At 71.1% G+C, this 18,191-nt stretch carries 15 protein-coding genes; 8 read left to right on the top strand and 7 right to left on the bottom strand.

Annotated elements, in window-relative coordinates:
• Positions 1-3 precede the first annotated feature (3 nt).
• Together AC07EQ_RS23335 and AC07EQ_RS23340 are read right to left on the bottom strand one after the other, a co-directional pair.
• Positions 4-837: a class I SAM-dependent methyltransferase gene (locus AC07EQ_RS23335; RefSeq protein ID WP_478390022.1), complete on the bottom strand. Its 834-nt coding sequence runs from the start codon at positions 835-837 to the stop codon at positions 4-6.
• Positions 834-1,739, bottom strand: a complete 906-nt coding sequence (locus AC07EQ_RS23340; RefSeq protein WP_478390023.1) for an NAD(P)/FAD-dependent oxidoreductase — start codon at positions 1,737-1,739, stop codon at positions 834-836. Before AC07EQ_RS23340 ends, AC07EQ_RS23335 begins: the two co-directional genes overlap by 4 nt.
• A gap of 65 nt (positions 1,740-1,804) precedes the next feature.
• On the opposite strand from AC07EQ_RS23340, the gene AC07EQ_RS23345 reads away from it, so the two are divergent.
• Entirely contained in the window at positions 1,805-2,371 is a 567-nt protein-coding gene (locus tag AC07EQ_RS23345; RefSeq protein ID WP_132484230.1) for a helix-turn-helix domain-containing protein, read from the top strand.
• 21 nt (positions 2,372-2,392) lie between these two features.
• Here the strand turns inward: AC07EQ_RS23345 and AC07EQ_RS23350 are convergent, their stop codons facing one another.
• From AC07EQ_RS23350 to AC07EQ_RS23360, 3 genes are read right to left on the bottom strand one after another with little or no spacing between them, the layout of a single operon-like run.
• Entirely contained in the window at positions 2,393-3,334 is a 942-nt protein-coding gene (locus AC07EQ_RS23350) for a 2Fe-2S iron-sulfur cluster-binding protein (RefSeq protein ID WP_478390024.1), read from the bottom strand.
• A 42-nt stretch (positions 3,335-3,376) separates the two neighbouring features.
• A complete protein-coding gene (locus tag AC07EQ_RS23355) occupies positions 3,377-5,194 on the bottom strand; it encodes an NAD(P)H-dependent oxidoreductase subunit E (protein ID WP_478390025.1) in 1,818 nt (605 codons plus the stop codon).
• Positions 5,185-7,107 carry a molybdopterin oxidoreductase family protein gene (locus AC07EQ_RS23360; protein ID WP_478390026.1) on the bottom strand — a complete coding sequence of 641 codons (1,923 nt, stop codon included), beginning with the start codon at positions 7,105-7,107 and terminating at the stop codon, positions 5,185-5,187. The genes AC07EQ_RS23355 and AC07EQ_RS23360 overlap by 10 nt, the downstream gene beginning before the upstream one ends.
• Before the next feature lie 455 nt (positions 7,108-7,562).
• Between AC07EQ_RS23360 and AC07EQ_RS23365 the strand changes: the two genes are divergently transcribed.
• From AC07EQ_RS23365 to AC07EQ_RS23385, 5 genes are all read left to right on the top strand, one after another.
• Positions 7,563-9,263 (top strand): thiamine pyrophosphate-binding protein, encoded by a 1,701-nt coding sequence (locus tag AC07EQ_RS23365; protein WP_478390027.1) that lies wholly within the window; start codon positions 7,563-7,565, stop codon positions 9,261-9,263.
• A gap of 225 nt (positions 9,264-9,488) precedes the next feature.
• Positions 9,489-10,715, top strand: coding sequence for a formyl-CoA transferase (gene frc, locus AC07EQ_RS23370; RefSeq protein WP_478390028.1), 1,227 nt, complete (start codon positions 9,489-9,491; stop codon positions 10,713-10,715).
• Between the two features lie 2 nt (positions 10,716-10,717).
• Positions 10,718-12,847: an acetate--CoA ligase family protein gene (locus AC07EQ_RS23375; protein ID WP_478390029.1), complete on the top strand. Its 2,130-nt coding sequence runs from the start codon at positions 10,718-10,720 to the stop codon at positions 12,845-12,847.
• Between the two features lie 194 nt (positions 12,848-13,041).
• Positions 13,042-14,475 (top strand): Nramp family divalent metal transporter, encoded by a 1,434-nt coding sequence (locus AC07EQ_RS23380; RefSeq protein ID WP_478390030.1) that lies wholly within the window; start codon positions 13,042-13,044, stop codon positions 14,473-14,475.
• Between the two features lies 1 nt (position 14,476).
• Positions 14,477-14,887, top strand: coding sequence for a hypothetical protein (locus AC07EQ_RS23385; protein WP_478390031.1), 411 nt, complete (start codon positions 14,477-14,479; stop codon positions 14,885-14,887).
• Positions 14,888-14,900: 13 nt separating this feature from the next.
• Here AC07EQ_RS23385 and AC07EQ_RS23390 read toward each other — a convergent pair whose 3' ends face one another.
• A complete protein-coding gene (locus AC07EQ_RS23390; RefSeq protein ID WP_397525411.1) occupies positions 14,901-15,068 on the bottom strand; it encodes a hypothetical protein in 168 nt (55 codons plus the stop codon).
• Positions 15,069-15,161: 93 nt separating this feature from the next.
• Between AC07EQ_RS23390 and fdhD the strand changes: the two genes are divergently transcribed.
• Together fdhD and AC07EQ_RS23400 are read left to right on the top strand one after the other, a co-directional pair.
• Positions 15,162-15,995 carry a formate dehydrogenase accessory sulfurtransferase FdhD gene (fdhD, locus tag AC07EQ_RS23395; protein WP_478390032.1) on the top strand — a complete coding sequence of 278 codons (834 nt, stop codon included), beginning with the start codon at positions 15,162-15,164 and terminating at the stop codon, positions 15,993-15,995.
• A gap of 136 nt (positions 15,996-16,131) precedes the next feature.
• On the top strand, positions 16,132-17,481 hold the full coding sequence (locus tag AC07EQ_RS23400; protein ID WP_478390033.1) for an MFS transporter: 1,350 nt from the start codon (positions 16,132-16,134) through the stop codon (positions 17,479-17,481).
• Here the strand turns inward: AC07EQ_RS23400 and AC07EQ_RS23405 are convergent.
• A complete protein-coding gene (locus AC07EQ_RS23405; RefSeq protein WP_478390034.1) occupies positions 17,440-18,135 on the bottom strand; it encodes an IclR family transcriptional regulator in 696 nt (231 codons plus the stop codon). The genes AC07EQ_RS23400 and AC07EQ_RS23405 overlap by 42 nt on opposite strands.
• Between the last annotated feature and the right edge of the window lie 56 nt (positions 18,136-18,191).

An 18,191-nucleotide genomic window follows, 5' to 3' on the forward strand; every position in this document is an offset into this window, starting at 1 on the left:
ACATCAGGATTGCGGCTTGCGGCCGAAGTGCACCGTTTTCGCCGTCAGCAGGAACAGGTCCTGCCGGTGGTCGATGCCCGCCGGATCGGCCGGATCCAGCAGCCTGTCCAACGTGGCCAGGTCCTCGGCGTCCAGGGCATCCGCGAGGCCCTTGCGCTGGCGCTCCAGCTGCCGCCGCACGAACTGCTTCGGCCCATCGGCCAGGGGCGCGGCGTGGTCGACGAGGAACGTCTTGCTGCGCGCGTCGATCAGGCCCGCCGCGCGCAGCATGCCGGGCCAGTCCTCCAACACCCGCACCGATCCCGGCAGCTCGGCCCGCATCCGGCCGAATCGGTCCGCCATGGCCGCGTCCAACCTGGTCTGCAGGCCGGGACGCCCGAATCCGAGGTCGCGCGGCAGCCAGCGCTCCGGCAGCCCGCCCTCGACGATGGCCAGCACGCCACCGGGCGTGAGCAGCCCGGCCAGCTGGTCCAGCGCGCCCTGCTGATCGCCGACGTGGTGCACGGCCTGCCCCGACCACACCAGGTCCGCCGGTTCCAGGCCGGCGAGTCCCGCCGGGAACTCCGCCACCTGGGTGCGCAGCTTGACGCCGAGCCGCTCGGCCCGCTGCTCGGCGCGCGCCAGCAGTTCCGGCGTCCCGTCCACCGCCGTGACCTCGGCTTGCGGGAACGCCGCCGCCAGCCGGCAGGCCGCGACGCCCGGCCCGCTGCCGATGTCCAGAACCCGTTGCGGTGTCAGGTGTTCCAGCTCCTCGATGGCCTGCCGCACGTACGGTCCGTGCGCCTCGCCCTCCTGCTCCAGCAGGTCGGCCATCGCCGCCCAGTCGATGTCGTTCACCGCGCCACCTCCAGCAAGTCCGCTTCCACCAGATCCCCGTTGACCGCGGCCGCGGCCTTCGCCCCGGCCGCCGCCGCGTTCACCACCTGGGCCCGCGGGTCCACGACGTTGCCGACGGCCCACACCCCCGGCACGCTGGTCAGCCCGCTCGGGTCGACCCGCACCCAGCCGTCGTCCCCGACCTCGCAGCCCAGTCCGGTCAGCAATGCGTCGTTGGGCACGAACACAGGCGGCACGAAAAGCACGGTCAGCGCCTCGACGGTCCCGTCCGCCAGCCGCACGCCGCGCAGCTCGTCGCCCGTCACCTCAAGGCCGCCGACCACGCCGTCGACGATCCGGACGCCGCGCGCGATCAGCTTGGCGCGGCTGTCGTCGTCCAGGGTCTCGGCGAAGAACACCACGTCGTCCGACCACTGCCGCACCAGCAGGGCCTGGTGCACGGCCCCCTGCTGCCAGCCGAGCACGCCGAACGGCTGGTCGCGGACCTCCCAGGCGTGGCAGTACGGGCAGTGCAGCACGTCCTGCCCCCAGCGTTCCCGCAGGCCGGGGACCTCCGGGAGCTCGTCGCGCAGTCCGGTCGCCACGATCAACCGGCGCGCCCGCACCACGCGGTCGGCCAGCTCGACGTCGAACTCCTCGCCGTCGCGCCGCACCGCTCGCACCTCGCCGGTCTCGACGCGGCCGCCGTAGCGCTCGACCTCCGCTCGACCGGTGGCCAGCAGTTCCGCGGGCGGCGTGCCGTCCCGCGAGATGAATCCGTGCACCTGGTGCGCCGGCGCGTTGCGCGGCTCGCCCGAGTCGACCACGAGCACCCGGCGGCGGGCCCGCGAAAGCACGAGCGCGGCGTTCAATCCGGCGGCGCCACCGCCGATGACCAGTACGTCTACCGTTTCCGTTCGCATGACACCCACCATGCGCCCGGCCCGGCGAACTTGACAAACCTTGTTGCTGTTTCTGCAATAAAGAAATGGAAGACGTCCTCGCCGCCGTCGGACCGCGGCTCAAACGCATCCGCCAGGAGCGCAACTGCACCCTCGCGGCGCTGTCGGAGACGACCGGGATCTCGATCAGCGTGCTGTCCCGGCTGGAGTCCGGGCAGCGCAAGCCCAGCCTGGAGCTGCTGCTGCCGATCGCCAACGCCCACCAGGTGCCGCTGGACGAGCTCGTCGGCGCCCCGCCGGTCGGCGATCCCCGGGTTCGGCTGAAGCCGATCCGGCAGCACGACATGACGGTGGTGCCGCTCACCCAGCACCCCGGCGGCCTGCAAGCCTTCAAGATGGTCATCGGTGCCGACCGCAGCGACCCCGACCCGCGGACGCACGAGGGCTACGAGTGGCTGTACGTGCTCAACGGCAAGCTGCGGCTGGTGCTCGCCGACCACGACGTCGTGCTCAAGGTCGGCGAGGCGGCCGAGTTCGACACGCGGCTGCCGCACTGGTTCGGCAGCACCGGTGAGGCGCCGGTGGAGATCCTCAGCCTGTTCGGGCCGCAGGGCGAGCGGATGCACACCCGCGCGAAGCCCCGCGACAAGTAGCGGATCGGGCAGCAGACCCGGTCACGGCTCGCCCTTGCGCTCCCGGTTCTGCACGTGCTGCCAGCCGAACCGGCCCTTGATGCACAGGTTGCCGTGGCCGACCGAGCTGTCGTGCGGCGAGGTGACCCGGACTATCTCGTTGTCCTGCGTGTGCAGCGTGAGGTTGCAGCCGACACCGCAGAACGTGCACACCGTCGTGGTCTGCTGCTGCCGCGACTCGTCCCAGGTTCCCTCGTCGCGCATGTCGAACTCCGTCTTGAAGCTCAACGCGCCGGTCGGGCAGACCTCGATGCAGTTCCCGCAGTAGACGCAAGCGGATTCCGGCAGCGGCCGGGCGAACTCGGTGGAGATCCGCGCGTCGAAGCCGCGCCCGGCGACGGCGATGGCGAAGGTGTTCTGCCACTGCTGCCCGCAGGCGTCCACGCACTTGTAGCAGAGGATGCACTTGCCGTAGTCGCGGACGTAGAGGTCGTTGTCGACCTTCGCGTCCTGCCGCACGGTCGCGGCCGCGCTGCCGTCCGGCTCCTCGTGCTCTCCCGGCCGGCGTTCGTCGTGGTCGTCGGCGGGCGGCTCGGGCGGGCCGAACCGCTCCGGCTGCGCGCCGCACTCGGCCATCCACTCGCCGACCTGCGGCGTGGTCGACAGATCCGCCGAGGACGCCAGCAGTTCCAGCACCACCTTGCGGCTGCGCCGGGTGCGCTCGGAGTCGGTGCGCACCACCATGCCGGGCGCGACCTGCCGCGAGCACGACGGCACCAGCGTGCGCGAGCCCTCGACCTCCACCATGCAGACCCGGCAGGCGTTGCGGGGTTGCAGCGTGTCGCCCCAGCACAGCGTGGGGATCGAGATGCCCAGCGCCGTGCACGCGTCCAGGATCGTCGAGCCCTCCGGCACGCTGACGGTGCGACCGTCCAAAGTGAACTCGACCAGGCGACGCGGAAGCCCGATGTCGACGGCCGTCATGCCGCGCCTCCCCCGGCATCCGCCCGGGCGGCGGTGAAATCGTCACTCATGCGACCCTCCAGCTGCGAACGCGCCGAGTTGCTCCACTGCGGACTCCACCGCGTTCCAGGCCGTCTGCCCGAGCCCGCAGATGGACGAATCCCGCATCACCTGGCCGACTTCGCGCAGCAGCGCGAGGTCGTCCGCGCCGTCGCCGCGACCCCGCGCGAGCCGCTGCAACGCCTCCTCCTGCCGCACCGTGCCGACCCGGCACGGCACGCACTGCCCACACGACTCGTCGCGGAAGAACGCCGCGATGCGCAGCAACAACGCGGGCAGGTCGGCGGTGTCGTCGAAGACCAGCACCACCCCCGAACCCAGCGTGGTACCGGCCTCCCGCACGGCTTCCAGGCTCAGCGGCAGGTCCAGCCGGTCGGGCCCGACGAATCCGCCCGCCGCGCCGCCGAGCAGCACCGCGCGCAACCGCCGCCCGTCGCGCACTCCGCCGGCCAGCTCCAGCAGTTCCCGCAGGGTCGTGCCGAACGCGACCTCGTAGACGCCCGGCCGCCGCACGCTGCCGGAGAGGCAGAACAGCCGTGTCCCGGTCGACTGCTCGGTGCCGGTGCGCGCGTATTCCGCGCCGCCGCCGGTCAGGATCAGCGGCACGTTGATCAGCGTCTCGACGTTGTTGACCACGGTCGGCTTGCCGAACAGGCCGCGCTCCACCGGGAACGGCGGCTTGCTGCGCGGCTCGCCGCGGTAGCCCTCGATCGAGTTGAAGATCGCGGTCTCCTCGCCGCAGATGTAAGCGCCCGCGCCGCGGCGCAGCTCGATGTCGAAGTCGAAGCCGTCCCGGCCGAGGATGCCGCGACCGAGCAGGCCGCGCTCGCGGGCCTGGGCGATCGCGTTCCGCAGGCGGCGGGTGGCCCGCGGGTACTCGCCGCGGATGTAGAGGTAGCCGCGGGCGCAGCCGGTGGCGAAGCCGGCGATGGTCATCGCCTCGATCACCGCGAACGGATCGCCCTCCATGACCACCCGGTCCTTGAAGGTGCCCGGCTCGCTCTCGTCGGCGTTGCACACCAGGTAGTGCGGTCGCGCCGGCTGGCCCGCGGTGGCCTCCCACTTGCGGCCGGTCGGGAACGCCGCCCCGCCCCGCCCGGTCAGCCGCGCCTCGGTGAGCTGCCGGATCACCTCGGCCGCACCGATGTCCAGGGCTCTCCGGAGCGCCTCGTAGCCGCCGTGCGCCCGGTAGTCGTCCAGGCTTTCCGGGTCGACCACGCCGATCCGGCGCAGCAGGCGCAGCTGCGGATCGCCGGCCTGCGGCACCGAGTCCCGCACCGGCGGCTCGCGATCACCGTCCACCGGACCGGTTCCCGCGATATCCACAGTGGACTCTCCGGTGGCCGGGGCGACCAGTTGCGCGCGGGCCGGGTCACCGGCTTGGAACGCCAGCGCGGCCGGAGCCCGCTCGCACACGCCGAGGCACGGGCTGCGCAGCCACATCACGCCGTCGTGATCCTTGCCCGCCGCGCCCAGCGAAGCCTCCAGCGCCGCGCACACCTGCGCCGATCCGCCCGCCTTGCAAGCCAGGTCGTCGCAGACGTGCACCACCCGCGGCGGGCGCGGGCCCAGCGCGAACAGCGCGTAGAAGCTGGCCACGCCGTAGGCATCGGCAGGCGGGATGGCCAGCCGTTCGCAGATGTGGTTCAACGCGCCCGTGCTGATCCAGCCCACCCGGTCGTTGACGGCGTGCAGCGCGGGCAGCAGCTGATCCCGGCCCGCCGGCGGGCCGTGCCCGTTGCCGCCGGGCGGGCCGAGCAGCGCGTCCACCGCCGCGCGCTCGGCATCCGTCGGTGCGGCGTTGAGCAGCTTCAGATCCACAGCGCCTCCTGGTGGGCTCCGGCCGGCAGCTTGTCGACGCGGATCGCGGCGGCCTTGTACTCGGCCGTGCCCGCCACCGGGTCGGTGGCCTCGATGGTGATCAGGTTGACGTCCACCTCGTCCGGGAAGTGGAACGTCATGAACGCCAGGCCCGGCCGGAGCCCGGCGTCCAGCCGGACCGGCGCGACGATCGACCCGCGGCGCGAGGAGATCTGCACCCGCTCCCCCTCTGCCACGCCCAACGCCTCGGCGTCGGCCGGGCACAGGTCGAGGGTTTCGCCGCGCCGCATCGGCGAGTTGAAGCCCTGCGACTGCACCCCGGTGTTGTAGGAGTCCAGCCGGCGGCCGGTGGTCAGCCGCAGCGGGTACTCCTCGCTGAGCTCGTCGACCGGCGGGCTGTGCCGCACCGGTGCGAACACCGCGGGCTCGCCGCGCGCGATCGGGTCGTCCGCCCACAGCCTGCTGTGCAGGTAGGTCGGTTCCAGCGAATCCTCGGAGAAGCAGGGCCACTGGATGCCGCCGAGCTCCGCGAGCCGCTCGTAGGACATGCCATGGTGCATCGGCGAGAGCGCCCGGACTTCCTCCCACACCTGCTCGGCGGTGTCGTAGTGCCAGTCGTGGCCGAGGCGCCGCGCGATCTCGCAGATGATGTCGATGTCGTTGCGCGCCCCGCCGGGCGGATCCAGCGCCTTGCGCACCCGCTGCACCCGACGCTCGCTGTTGGTGAAGGTGCCGTCCGTCTCGCACCAGGCCGCCGAGGCGGGCAGCACGACGTGCGCCTGCTGCGCGGTCTTGGTGAGGAAGATGTCCTGCACCACCAGGTGTTCCAGGTTCCGCATCCGCTTGAGGGTGCGGCCGGAGTCTGCCTCGGACTGCACCGGGTTCTCGCCGATCGCGTACACCGCGGTGAGGTCGCCGCGATCCATCGCCTCGAACATCTGCGTCAGGTGCCAGCCGTAACGCGGCGGGATGCTCGAACCCCAGGCCGCGTCGAACCGATCGCGAACCTCGGGCGAGAGGATGTCCTGGAAGCCGGGCAGCCGGTTGGGAATGGCACCCATGTCGCCGCCGCCCTGCACGTTGTTCTGGCCGCGCAACGGGTTCAGGCCGCTGCCGTAGCGGCCGACGTGCCCGGTCAGCAGTGACAGGTTGATCAGCGACAGCACGTTGTCGGTGCCGTTGTGGTGCTCGGTGATGCCCAGCGTCCAGCACAGCTGGGCGCGGTCGGCGCGCGCGTAGGCGTGGGCGAGTTCCTCGATGAGCTCGGCGGGCACTCCCGTTTCCAGCGCCGCGACTTCCGGCGTCCACTGCCGCACTTCGGCGGCATAGTCGTCGAAACCGCCGGTGGCGCGGTCGATGAAGGAACGGTTGACCAGCCCGGACGCGATGATCTCCCGGCCGATCGCGTGCGCCAGCGCGATGTCGGTGCCGACGTGCAGCTGCAGCCAGCGGTGCGCCCACTCGGCGGTGCTGGTGCGCCGCGGGTCCACCACGTACAGCTTGGCGCCGCGGTTGACGGCCTTGAGAACGTGGTGGAAGAAGATCGGGTGCGCCTCGCGGGCGTTGGAGCCCCACAGCACGATCAGGTCAGCGTCCTCGATCTCCTGGTAGGACGACGTGCCGCCGCCGCTGCCGAAGACCTGGGCCAGGCCCGCCACGCTCGGCGCGTGGCAGGTCCGGTTGCAGGAGTCGACGTTGTTGGTGCCGATCACGGCGCGCGCGAACTTCTGCGCCACGTAGTTCATCTCGTTGGTGGCGCGGGCGCAGGAGAAGACGCCGAAAGCGTCCGCCCCGCGCTGTTCGACGGTGCGCGCGATTCCTCCGGCGGCCCGGTCGAGCGCTTCCTCCCACGACGCGGGCCGCAGGTCGCCGCCGTCGCGCACCAGGGGCTCGATCAGCCTCGTGTACCCCATTCCTGCCGCCTCCTCGATACCGAAGATCGAGCGGGTTCTCCTCTGCAACAACGCATTCCGGCGTTCGGCACAAGCGGTCGACCGCGGTCGGCGTCTCCGATTTCGAGCGGGAAAGCCGATACCGAACGGCTGCCCGCTGCGGGAATCCCCGTGCTCGCCGGCCCGCTCGGCGGCGATGCCGGGGTGACCACCGCCAGGCAGTGTATACAGTATGTGACGCTCGCGGCAAGATTGCGCCATCCGCACCTGGTCCGGCAATGGGCACGATTCCCACATCGCGAGCCCGTGACCAGCGTGAACTCTGCCGATAAATTCCACTGTGGACAAGATCAGGCCGCACGGAGAGCCGAATCCGGCTATGGACACCCACCTGGTTCTGCGGTAAGCCTGAAGAGCACCTCATACGGTATGCAGTATGGAGCCGACCGTAGGCACCGGCTTGGAGGAGAGCGCAGATGGCCCAGACGACACCCGACCAAGCAGGCGAAACCGAGCTGATCTCCGGCGGTCACCTCGTCGCCAAGGCGCTCAAGGCCGAAGGCGTGGACACCATCTTCACGCTCTGCGGCGGGCACATCATCGACATCTACGACGGCTGCGTCGACGAGGGCATCGACGTGATCGACGTCCGGCACGAGCAGGTCGCCGCGCACGCCGCCGACGGCTACGCGCGGATCACCGGGCGCCCGGGCTGCGCCGTGGTCACCGCAGGCCCCGGCACCACCGACGCGGTCACCGGCGTGGCCAACGCGTTCCGGGCCGAGAGCCCGATGCTGCTCATCGGCGGGCAGGGCGCGCTGTCGCAGCACAAGATGGGCTCGCTGCAGGACCTGCCGCACGTCGACATGATGAACCCGATCACCAAGTTCGCCGCCACCGTGCCGCACACCGAACGCGTCGCCGACATGGTGTCGATGGCGTTCCGGGAGTGCTTCCACGGCGCACCCGGCCCGTCGTTCCTGGAAATCCCGCGCGACATCCTCGACGGGTCGGTGCCGCTGGCGAAGGCGCGGATCCCCGGCGCGGGCGGATACCGCGCCACCACCCGCTCCGCAGGCGATCCGGACGCCGTCGAGAAGCTGGCCGACCTGCTGGTCAAGGCGGAGAAGCCGTGCATCCTGCTGGGCAGCCAGACCTGGACCTGCCGGGCGACGGACCCGGCGGTGCAGCTGGTCCGCGAGCTGAACCTGCCCGCGTTCTGCAACGGCGCCGGGCGCGGCACGCTGCCGCCCGGGGACCCGCTGCACTTCCAGCTCGCCCGCCGCTACGCCTTCGACAACGCCGACCTGATCATCATCCTGGGCACCCCGTTCGACTTCCGGATGGGCTACGGCCGCCGGCTCTCGCCCGAGGCCACCGTGGTGCAGATCGACCTGGACTACCGCACCGTCGGCCGCAACCGCGACATCGACCTGGGCATCGTCGGCGACGCCGGCGCGGTGCTCACCGCGCTCGCCCAGGCCGCCTCCGGGCGGCTGGACAACGGCGCGAGCGGCCGGAAGGGATGGGTGCAGGAGCTGCGCGAGGTCGAGACCGCGGCCTACGAGAAGCGGCTGCCGCGCCAGCACTCCACGGCCTCCCCCATCGACCCGTACCGGCTGGTGCACGAGATCAACGAGTTCCTCACCGAGGATTCCATCTACATCGGCGACGGCGGCGACATCGTCACCTTCTCCGGCCAGGTCATCCAGCCCAAGGCGCCCGGGCACTGGATGGACCCCGGCCCGCTGGGCACCCTCGGCGTCGGCGTGCCGTTCGCGATGGCGGCCAAGCACGCCCGCCCCGACCAGGAAGTGGTGTGCCTGTTCGGCGACGGCGCGTTCAGCCTCACCGGCTGGGACTTCGAGACGATGGTGCGCTTCGGCCTGCCGTTCGTGGGCATCGTCGGCAACAACTCGTCGATGAACCAGATCCGCTACGGCCAGATCGCCAAGTACGGCGAGGACCGCGGCCGGGTCGGCAACACCCTCGGCGACGTCGAGTACAGCAAGTTCGCCCAGATGCTCGGCGGCTACGGCGAAGAGGTCCGCGACCCCGGCGAGATCGGCCCGGCCCTGCGCCGGGCGAGGGAGTCGGGCCTGCCTTCGCTGATCAACGTCTGGGTCGACCCGGACGTCTACGCACCAGGAACCATGAACCAGACCATGTACAAGTGAGAAGCACGTTTTCCAGACTCATTTTTCTTAGCGGTGCCGGTGGCGGAACCTCAGGCGCCTCCTCGGTCCGGGATCCCCGACTTGTGTATGCCAATACGCGGCATCGGGGCTGTCCTCCCAGAGAACCCCGGCGGGGTGGGCACAGCCTGAGAACCCGCGGCGGTGCAACTTGCGAAGGTGGGCTAAGCGGCTTCGCCGCTTCAGAGAACAAAAGAGGTGCTTGATATGAGCGCTTTGGAAGGTGTCCGGGTGCTGGACATGACGCATGTCCAATCCGGACCGTCCGCGACGCAAATCCTGGCCTGGCTCGGCGCCGACGTGGTGAAGCTGGAGGCACCGACCGGCGACATCACCCGCCGCCAGCTGCGCGATGTCGACGACGCCGACAGCCTGTACTTCACCATGCTCAACTGCAACAAGCGCAGCATCACGCTGAACATGAAGTCCGATCGCGGCAAGGAGATCTTCGCGAACCTGGTCGCCGATTCCGATGTGCTGGTGGAGAATTTCGGGCCCGGCACCGTGGACCGGATGGGTTTCACCTGGGAGCGGCTGCGCGAGATCAACCCGCGCTTGGTCTACGCCTCCATCAAGGGCTTCGGCGACGGACCGTACACGCACTACAAGGCCTACGAGGTCGTCGCCCAGGCGATGGGCGGGTCGATGAGCACGACCGGCTTCGAGGACGGGCCGCCGCTGGCCACCGGCGCGCAGATCGGCGACTCCGGCACCGGCATCCACACCGTCGCGGGCATCCTCGCCGCGCTGCTTCAGAGGGCGGAAACCGGCCGGGGACAACGGGTTTCGGTGGCGATGCAGCACGCCGTGCTCAACCTCTGCCGGGTCAAGCTGCGCGACCAGCAGCGGCTCGCGCACGGCCCGCTGCGGGAGTACCCGAACGCCGCCTTCGGCGACGAGGTGCCGCGCTCGGGCAACGCCTCCGGCGGCGGTCAGCCCGGCTGGGCGGTGCGCTGCAAGCCAGGCGGCCCGAACGATTACATCTACGTCATCGTGCAGCCGCAGGGCTGGGCGCCGATGGCGCGGCTGATCGGCCGGCCCGAGCTGGTCGAGGACCCGGACTGGGCCACGCCGGAGGCACGGCTGTCCAAACTGGACAAGATGTTCAGCATGATCGAGGAGTGGACGCTCGGCCTGGACAAGTGGTCCGTGCTGGCGGCCCTGAACGAGCACAACATCCCGTGCGGGCCGATCCTGTCCACCCAGGAGATCATCGAGGACGCGTCGCTGGCCGCCAACGACATGATCGTCACGGTCGACCACCCGGAGCGCGGCGCGTTCAAGACCGTCGGCTGCCCGATCAAGCTGTCCGATTCCCCGGTGCGGGTCGACCGCTCCCCGCTGCTCGGCGAGCACACCGCCGAGATCTTCCGGGACCGGTTGGGCATCGGCGAAACCGAACTGGCCGAGCTGAAGGCGAACGGGGTGATCTGAGCATGGCTTACGACGGTGCCCGCGTGCGGGAGGTGCTCGACGCGGTCCGGGCGGACGGCCGGGCGGCGCTCACCGCGCCGGAGGCGAAGGTGCTCTGCGACGCCTACGGCATCCCGACCGCCGGGGAGGGCCTCGCGACCAGCGCCGACGAGGCGGTGTCGCTGGCGCGGGAGTTCGGCGGCCCGGTGGCGTTGAAGATCGTCTCGCCGGACATCCTGCACAAGACCGACGCGGGTTGCGTGCTCGTGGACGTCAGCGGCGACGAGGCGGTCCGCGCCGGCTACGCGCAGATCCTCGCCAATGCGCACGCCTTCACCGAGAACCCGGCGATCGCCGGAGTTCAGGTGCAGCAGATGGTCGGCGGTCACGAGGTGATCGTCGGCGCCACCACCGATCCGACCTTCGGCAAGGTCGTCGCCTTCGGCCTCGGCGGGGTGCTCGTCGAGGTCCTCAAGGACGTCACGTTCCGGCTCGCTCCCCTCTCCGCGGAGCAGGCCCGCTCGATGCTCGACGACATCGCCGCCGCTGACGTGCTGCGCGGCGCGCGCGGCAGCGAGCCGGTGGACGCCGATGCCCTGGCCGACGTGCTGCGCCGGGTCTCGGACCTCGTGCACGACTTCCCGGAGATCGCCGAGCTCGACCTCAACCCGGTGTTCGCCACCGCCGCCGGGGCCACCGCCGCCGACGTGCGGATCGTCCTGGCGACCGAGGAGAGCGCCCCGCCGGTCCGGCATTCGCCGGAGGAGATCCTGCATGCGATGCGACGGCTGATGAATCCCCGCAGCGTGGCCGTGATCGGCGCCTCCAACGAGGAGGGCAAGATCGGCAATTCGGTGATGAAGAACCTGATCAACGGCGGCTACGCGGGCGAGATCCACCCGGTCAACCCGAAGGCCGACGAGATCCTGGGCCGCAAGGCCCACCGCAGCATCACCGACGTGCCCGGCGAGGTCGACGTCGCGGTGTTCACCGTGCCCGCCAAGTTCGTGGCCGCGGCGCTGGAGGAATGCGGGCAGAAGCAGATCGCCGCCGCCGTGCTGATCCCGTCCGGCTTCGCCGAGACCGGCAACCACGAGCTGCAGGCGGAGGTGGTGGAAGTCGCGCGCAAGCACGGGATCCGGTTGCTGGGGCCGAACATCTACGGCTACTATTACACGCCGCAGAACCTCTGCGCGACGTTCTGCACGCCCTACGACGTGCGCGGCGGCGTGGCCCTGACGTCGCAGAGCGGCGGCATCGGCATGGCCATCCTGGGCTTCAGCCGCACCACCAAGATGGGCGTGTCGGCGATCGTCGGGCTCGGCAACAAGTCCGATGTGGACGAGGACGACCTGCTGACGTTCTTCGAGCAGGACGACAACACGCACTGCGTGGCGATGCACCTGGAGGACCTCAAGGACGGGCGGGCCTTCGTCGAGGCCGCCCAGCGGGTCACCAAGAAGAAGCCGGTCGTGGTCCTCAAGGCCGGGCGCACGGATCTCGGTGCCCGGGCGGCCGGCTCGCACACCGGCGCGCTGGCGGGCAACGACAAGGTCTACGACGACATCCTGCGGCAGTCCGGCGTGGTCCGGGCGCCCGGGCTCAACGAGATGCTGGAGTACGCGCGCGGCATCCCGGTGCTGCCCACGCCGAAGGGCGAGAACGTCGTCATCATCACCGGCGCGGGCGGGTCCGGCGTGCTGCTGTCGGACGCCTGCGTGGCGGCCGGGCTGCGGCTGATGGACATCCCGCCGGACCTCGACGAGGAGTTCCGGCGCTACATCCCGCCGTTCGGCGCGGCGGGCAACCCCATCGACATCACCGGCGGCGAGCCGCCGAGCACCTACGAGGCCACCATCCGGCTGGGACTGCGGGACCCGCGCATCCACGCGCTGGTCCTCGGCTACTGGCACACCATCGTCACCCCGCCGATGGTGTTCGCGGAAGTCGCCGCCCGGGTCGCCGAGGAGGCCCGCGCCGACGGCGTCGACAAGCCGATCGTGGTGTCGCTGGCCGGTGACACGGAGGTCGAGAAGGCCGCCGAGTACCTCTTCGACCACGGCATCGTCGCCTACCCCTACACGACCGAGAAGCCCGTCGCGGTACTGGGCGCCAAGTACCAGTGGGCCCGCGCCGCCGGCCTCCTCGGCTGAGTCCGGTGCAGGTGGGCGATTTCGCGCGAAATCGCCCACTGGCACGCGTGGCGAGCGGCGATTTCGCGCGAAATCGCCGCTCCCCAGCGGGCATCGCACCGGCTTGAAGAAGTCCAACCAGGGCAAGGAGGTCCGATGTGGACGCTGAGAGAGCGCCCGGGAGAGATCCAGAACCGGTAATAGGACGGGACGAGGTGTGGCGGGCCGGCGGGCTGGAGCCGATGCCGATCCGCAAGCTGCCCGAGTCGCCGCCGTCGGTCCACCTGCTCGGCCCCACGGTGTTCCTGGTCGCGCTCGGGGTCGGCATGGGCGAGTCGTACATGTGGCCCAGGCTGGTGCTGGTCTTCGGCCCCGAGATCCGCTGGCTGTTCCTCATCGGGGTCACGCTGCAGGCCGTGGTGATGCTGGAGATGGCCCGCTACGCGATGGCCACCGGCGAGAGCATCTTCTCCGGCGCGGCGCGGCTGGCCAAGCCGGTGATGTGGTTCTTCTTCGTCACCGCGATCGCGGTCTACATCTGGCCGGGTCACCTGTCGGCGGGCGCGGCGGCGCTGGAGGAGATCACCGGCGTGCCGTGGGTGGTGTCGGCGTGCGTCGGCCTGCTGCTGGTCGGCGTGGTGTTCACGCTGGCCAAGGTGATCTACAACCTGCTGGAGAACGTGCTGTCGGTGCTGATCGGGCTGCTGGTGGTCGGTACCGCGGTGGTGGCCGCGATGGTCGGCGACCTCTCGGACCTGACCGCCACCATCACCGGGATGTTCCACTTCGGGTACTTCCCGGCGGAGGCGATGTCGCCGTCGTGGTTCCCGGTCGTGGTGGGCTCGATCGCCTTCGCCGGGCCGTCCGGCATGCAGCAGATGTGGTACACGCTGCACCTGCGCGACAAGGGCGCCGGGATGGGTGTGCACATCCCCCGCATCCGCGGCCTGCGGCACGCGGGCGAGGAGGAGGCGATGCCCTCGCGCGGGTTCATGTTCGACACCACCGATCCCGACGAGATGCGCAAGTGGAAGGGCTGGCGGCGCTGGGTCACCTTCGACGCGCTGCTGCTGTTCTGGGGCATCACCATGCTGGTGACGATCTCGTTCACCGTGCTGGCGCAGTCGGCGGCGCGGGAGAACCCCGGGGTGCGCGGGCTGATCGAGTCCGGGGAGCGGGAGGCCGCGCTGGGCGCGATGGCCGACGCGTTCTCGGCGGCGGGCGGCCCGGTGCTGGGCTCGGTGTTCCTCGGGTTCATCGCGCTGATCGGCCTGAACGCCACGCTGGGCCTGTTCGACTCGTTCTCCCGCGGCCAGGCCGACATGACCTACCACTTCGTGCCGGGTGCGCGGCGGTTCCGGATGTCGCACCTGTACGCGGCGTTCCTGTGGGGCGTCATCGCCTTCGGCATCCTGATCCTGCTGTTCGGGCCGGCGGACGGGCCCGGCGCGATCCTGGACGTCCTCGCGTTCCTGTCCACCTTCGCGATGGGCGCCTACTGCGTGGTGCTGCTGCTGGTGAACAACCGGATGCTGCCGCGCCCGATCCGGCCGCGGTGGTGGAGCAACGTGATCATCGGCTTCGGCGCGGTGTTCTACCTCGGAATGCTGTTCTTCAGCCTCGTCGAGTACGGAGTGGTCGTGAGCTGACATGCCATTCAGCAGCCGGACGTCCGCGCCGGGCCTGGTGATCGGGGCGGTAGCGGGGTTGTTCGCCGGGACGCTCGTGCTGGCCGGCGGGGCGCCGCCGGGGTGGGCCGCGGTCACCGGCCTGATGCTGGCGTTGCCGCTGGCCGCGCTCGGGGCGGGCTGCAGCGTCCTGCGGGAGCACGGCGTGTTGCGCGGCGGCGCTTTCGCCCCGGTGGCGCTGTACTGGGTGATCGCCTTCCCGGTCGCCCGGCTCGTCCAGGACGTGGGCACCCGCCTGGTCCTGGACGAGCGGTTCGATTGGCCGCCGCAGCCGCTGGCCTTCCTGGCGTACCAGGCGTTGATCAGCGTCGGGTTCGCGATCGGGTTCGTGTGGGTGCACGAGCGGCTGCTGCCTCGCGGTGCCCCGAGATGACGGCGCCCGCGGCTCAGCGCTCCCGGGCGGCCGGCTCGGACCGCGCGCCGCCGGATCGCTGACGATCCGCGCGGCTGGATTCGATCGCGGCGGACGTGGCCAGCCCCAGCATGCGCCCGTCCGCCGCGTAACCGCGCGGCAGGTCGGCGAAATGCCGCAACACGGAACGAAGTATTCGCATTCAGATGCACCTCCCTTTGTGCATACAGTATCCCGTCGTTTGTCCGAATAGTGAAGCTCATGTGATCAGTAGCACCTGGATGGATGATGCCCAGTGGGCCGCGTGACCAGCAGACGACCTGTCATCAGCCTCCGCGACGGCGCGCGCCGGGCACGCCCGGACACGCTCGTCACCGAGGAACCGCTGGAGATCCGCCTCGGCGGACGACCGCTGACGATCACCATGCGCACGCCCGGCGACGACTTCGACCTGGCGGCCGGATTCCTGGTCTCCGAGGGCGCGGTGCGCCGGACCGGCGACCTGCTGGGCATCCGCTACTGCGCGGGCGCGACCAGCGACGGCGCGAACACCTACAACGTGCTCGACGTGGCGCTCGCGCCCGGCACGGCCCCGCCGGAGAACTCGTTGCAGCGCAACTTCTACACCACTTCGTCCTGCGGCGTCTGCGGAAAGGCGAGCCTCGACGCGGTCCGCACCGTCGCGACCTGGCCGGTCCGTGACGATCCCGCCCCGCTGGACCCGGCCGTGCTGATCGCGCTCCCCGACCGATTGCGCGCCGCGCAAAGGGTTTTCGACCGCACCGGCGGCCTGCACGCCGCCGGCCTGTTCGGCCTGGACGGCGAACTGCTGCGCCTGCGCGAGGACGTCGGGCGGCACAACGCGGTCGACAAGGTCGTCGGCTGGGCGCTGCGCGAAGATCGGTTGCCGCTGTCCGCGACCGTGCTCGTGGTCAGCGGCCGGGCGTCCTTCGAGCTGGTGCAGAAGGCCGTGATGGCCGGAATCCCCGTGCTGGCCGCCGTTTCCGCGCCTTCGTCGCTGGCCGTGGACCTCGCCGCGGAATCCGGCTTGACGCTGGTCGGATTCCTGCGCGGCACCAGCATGAACGTCTACGCCGGGGCGCACCGCCTCGGGCTGGTGCCGGCATGAGCAGCCCTGTGTCAACCTCAGCCCTCCTCAACCGCGCCCCTGGGGACCGTGACGCAAACCAGCCACGAGAAACCACGCAACGGGAGATCGGGCCGAACGCAACCACCACTGTGAATCGCGGAGAGGCGGACCAGTCATGAGAGGGCGGTGGACGATGATCGGCCTGCACACGCCGAACCGCGAGGTCCGCGACCACCACGGCCGCAGGTACCGGGTAGGCGAAGTGCCGCGCGAGCTCATCGGGCGTTCCCGCACGACGGTGCTGTGGCTGTGCTGGCTGCCGATGCTCCTCGTCGGCGCCATGCAGTACGCCTACGGCGCCGCGGTTCCCGCGCTGGCCGCCGGCGGCCACGACACCGGCAGCCTGTTCTGGGCGCTGGCCGGATGGGCGGTTTTCCAGGCGGGCGCCGGATTTCCGGTGGCGCACCTGCGGCAGCGCGACCGCACCGGCCCGCGCTCGGCGATGATCGCCGGCGCCTTCCTCTGCGCGCTCGGCGTGCTCAGCCTGGCGCACGCGCACGCCTTCCCCGGACTGCTCGCCGGGTACTCCGTGCTCGGCGGCACGGGCGCCGGACTGGTCTACGCCGCGTGCACTTCGACGGCGGCCAAGTGGTTCCCCGAGCGCGCCGCCTCGCGGGTCGGGTTCGTCACCGGAGCATTCGCGTACGGATCGGTGCCGTTCGTCCTCGCCCTGCTCACCGGGCCGTGGAATGTGACGGCGGCGCTGGACTTCTTCGCGCTCGCGCTGTTCGCCGCGGTGCTCGGCTGCGGCTTGCTGCTGGCCGACCCGCCGCGGCACTGGTGGCCCGCGCACCTCGATCCCCGCGAATGGGCCCTGGCCCGCACCAGACCGCCGGCAGCGCGGCAGTACTCGGCGGCCGAGGCGCTGCGCACGCCCGTGCTCCCGGCGATGGCCGCGTGCTTGTTCTGCGCCGCAACGGTTTCGCTGTTCAACGCGGCGTTCCTGGTGCTGTTCGCTGCCGCTCTGGCGCCTGCTCCGGCCGCCGCGGCATTCGTCGCGACCAACGGCGCCGGGCGGGCGCTGGCGATCCCGGTCGCCGACCGGATCGGCTGCCGGCGCACGCTGTGCTGGGTGGTGACGATCCAGGCCGTCGGTCAGATCCTGCTGCTGGCAGCGGTTTCGCAGGAATCGGTCGCGCTGGTGATCGCCGGTGCGACGGCGGCGGGGGTCGGCGGCGGCGCGTTCTACCCGCTGTTCGCCGCGCTGGCCCGCGAGTACTTCGGCGAGCAGCGCAGCGCCGAGGTGCACGGGCTGATCTACAGCGCGAAGGCCCTCAGCGGCGTGGTCGGCATCGGTCTGGCCGCCATCGTCGTCGCGCAGTGGGGATCCCCGGCCGCGCTGCTGGCCGCAGCGGCTCTTTCGCTGGCCGCTTCAGCCTTGTGCGCAGCGCTGCGGCGTCCTGGCCTGCCGAAGACGCTGCCGTCACCCGACCTGGGCGCCGATCGCGTTCGCGGCGGCCTGTAGCCGCTCCGCCAGCTCGGCGGGCTCCTGGTCGCTCGACACGTAGACCACGGCCACGGCCGCGCAGGAACCGCGCGACGGGATCGGCACGGCCACCGAGGAAAGGCCCGGGACCACCTCGTCCCGGCTCGTCGCGTACCCCCGCCGACGGGCCTCGGCCACGCGCGCCGCGACGTCCTCCCCCAGCCCTTCCGTCCCCAGCAGCGCGAGCAGCGCGACCCCCGGCGCGCCGTGCTCCAGCGGATGCCGGGTACCCGGGTGCTCGGCCACGGTCCCGGCCGCGCGCCGGGGTTCGACGCTGGCGAGCGTGATGCACTCGCCGTGGTCGTGCACCACCACGAAGCTGGTCATCGCCAGATCCGCTGCCACGGCGGCGAGTTCGGGTACCACGACGCTCTGCAGGTCACGGGCGACGCCGTGCGCCAGCACCGCCAGTCCCGCGCCCGGCGCGCAACGCCCGGCGGAATCCCGCGCCACCAGGCGATGGTCCTCCAGGGTACGCACGATCCGGTAGACGATCGAGCGGTGCACGCCGAGGTCCGCGGCGATTTCGTCGATGCTGCGCGGCCGTTCCGCCGCAGCGAGCAGCTCCAGCACCTGGATGCCGCGCGACAGCGTCTGGGACCGCGCTCCGTCGTTCTTCGCCCGTTCGACCATGTCGGCGAACATAACCGCCCACCCCTTGTGCCGCCGCTCCACATGGAGGTGCCCGG

This window comes from Saccharopolyspora sp. NPDC045839, assembly GCF_056431645.1.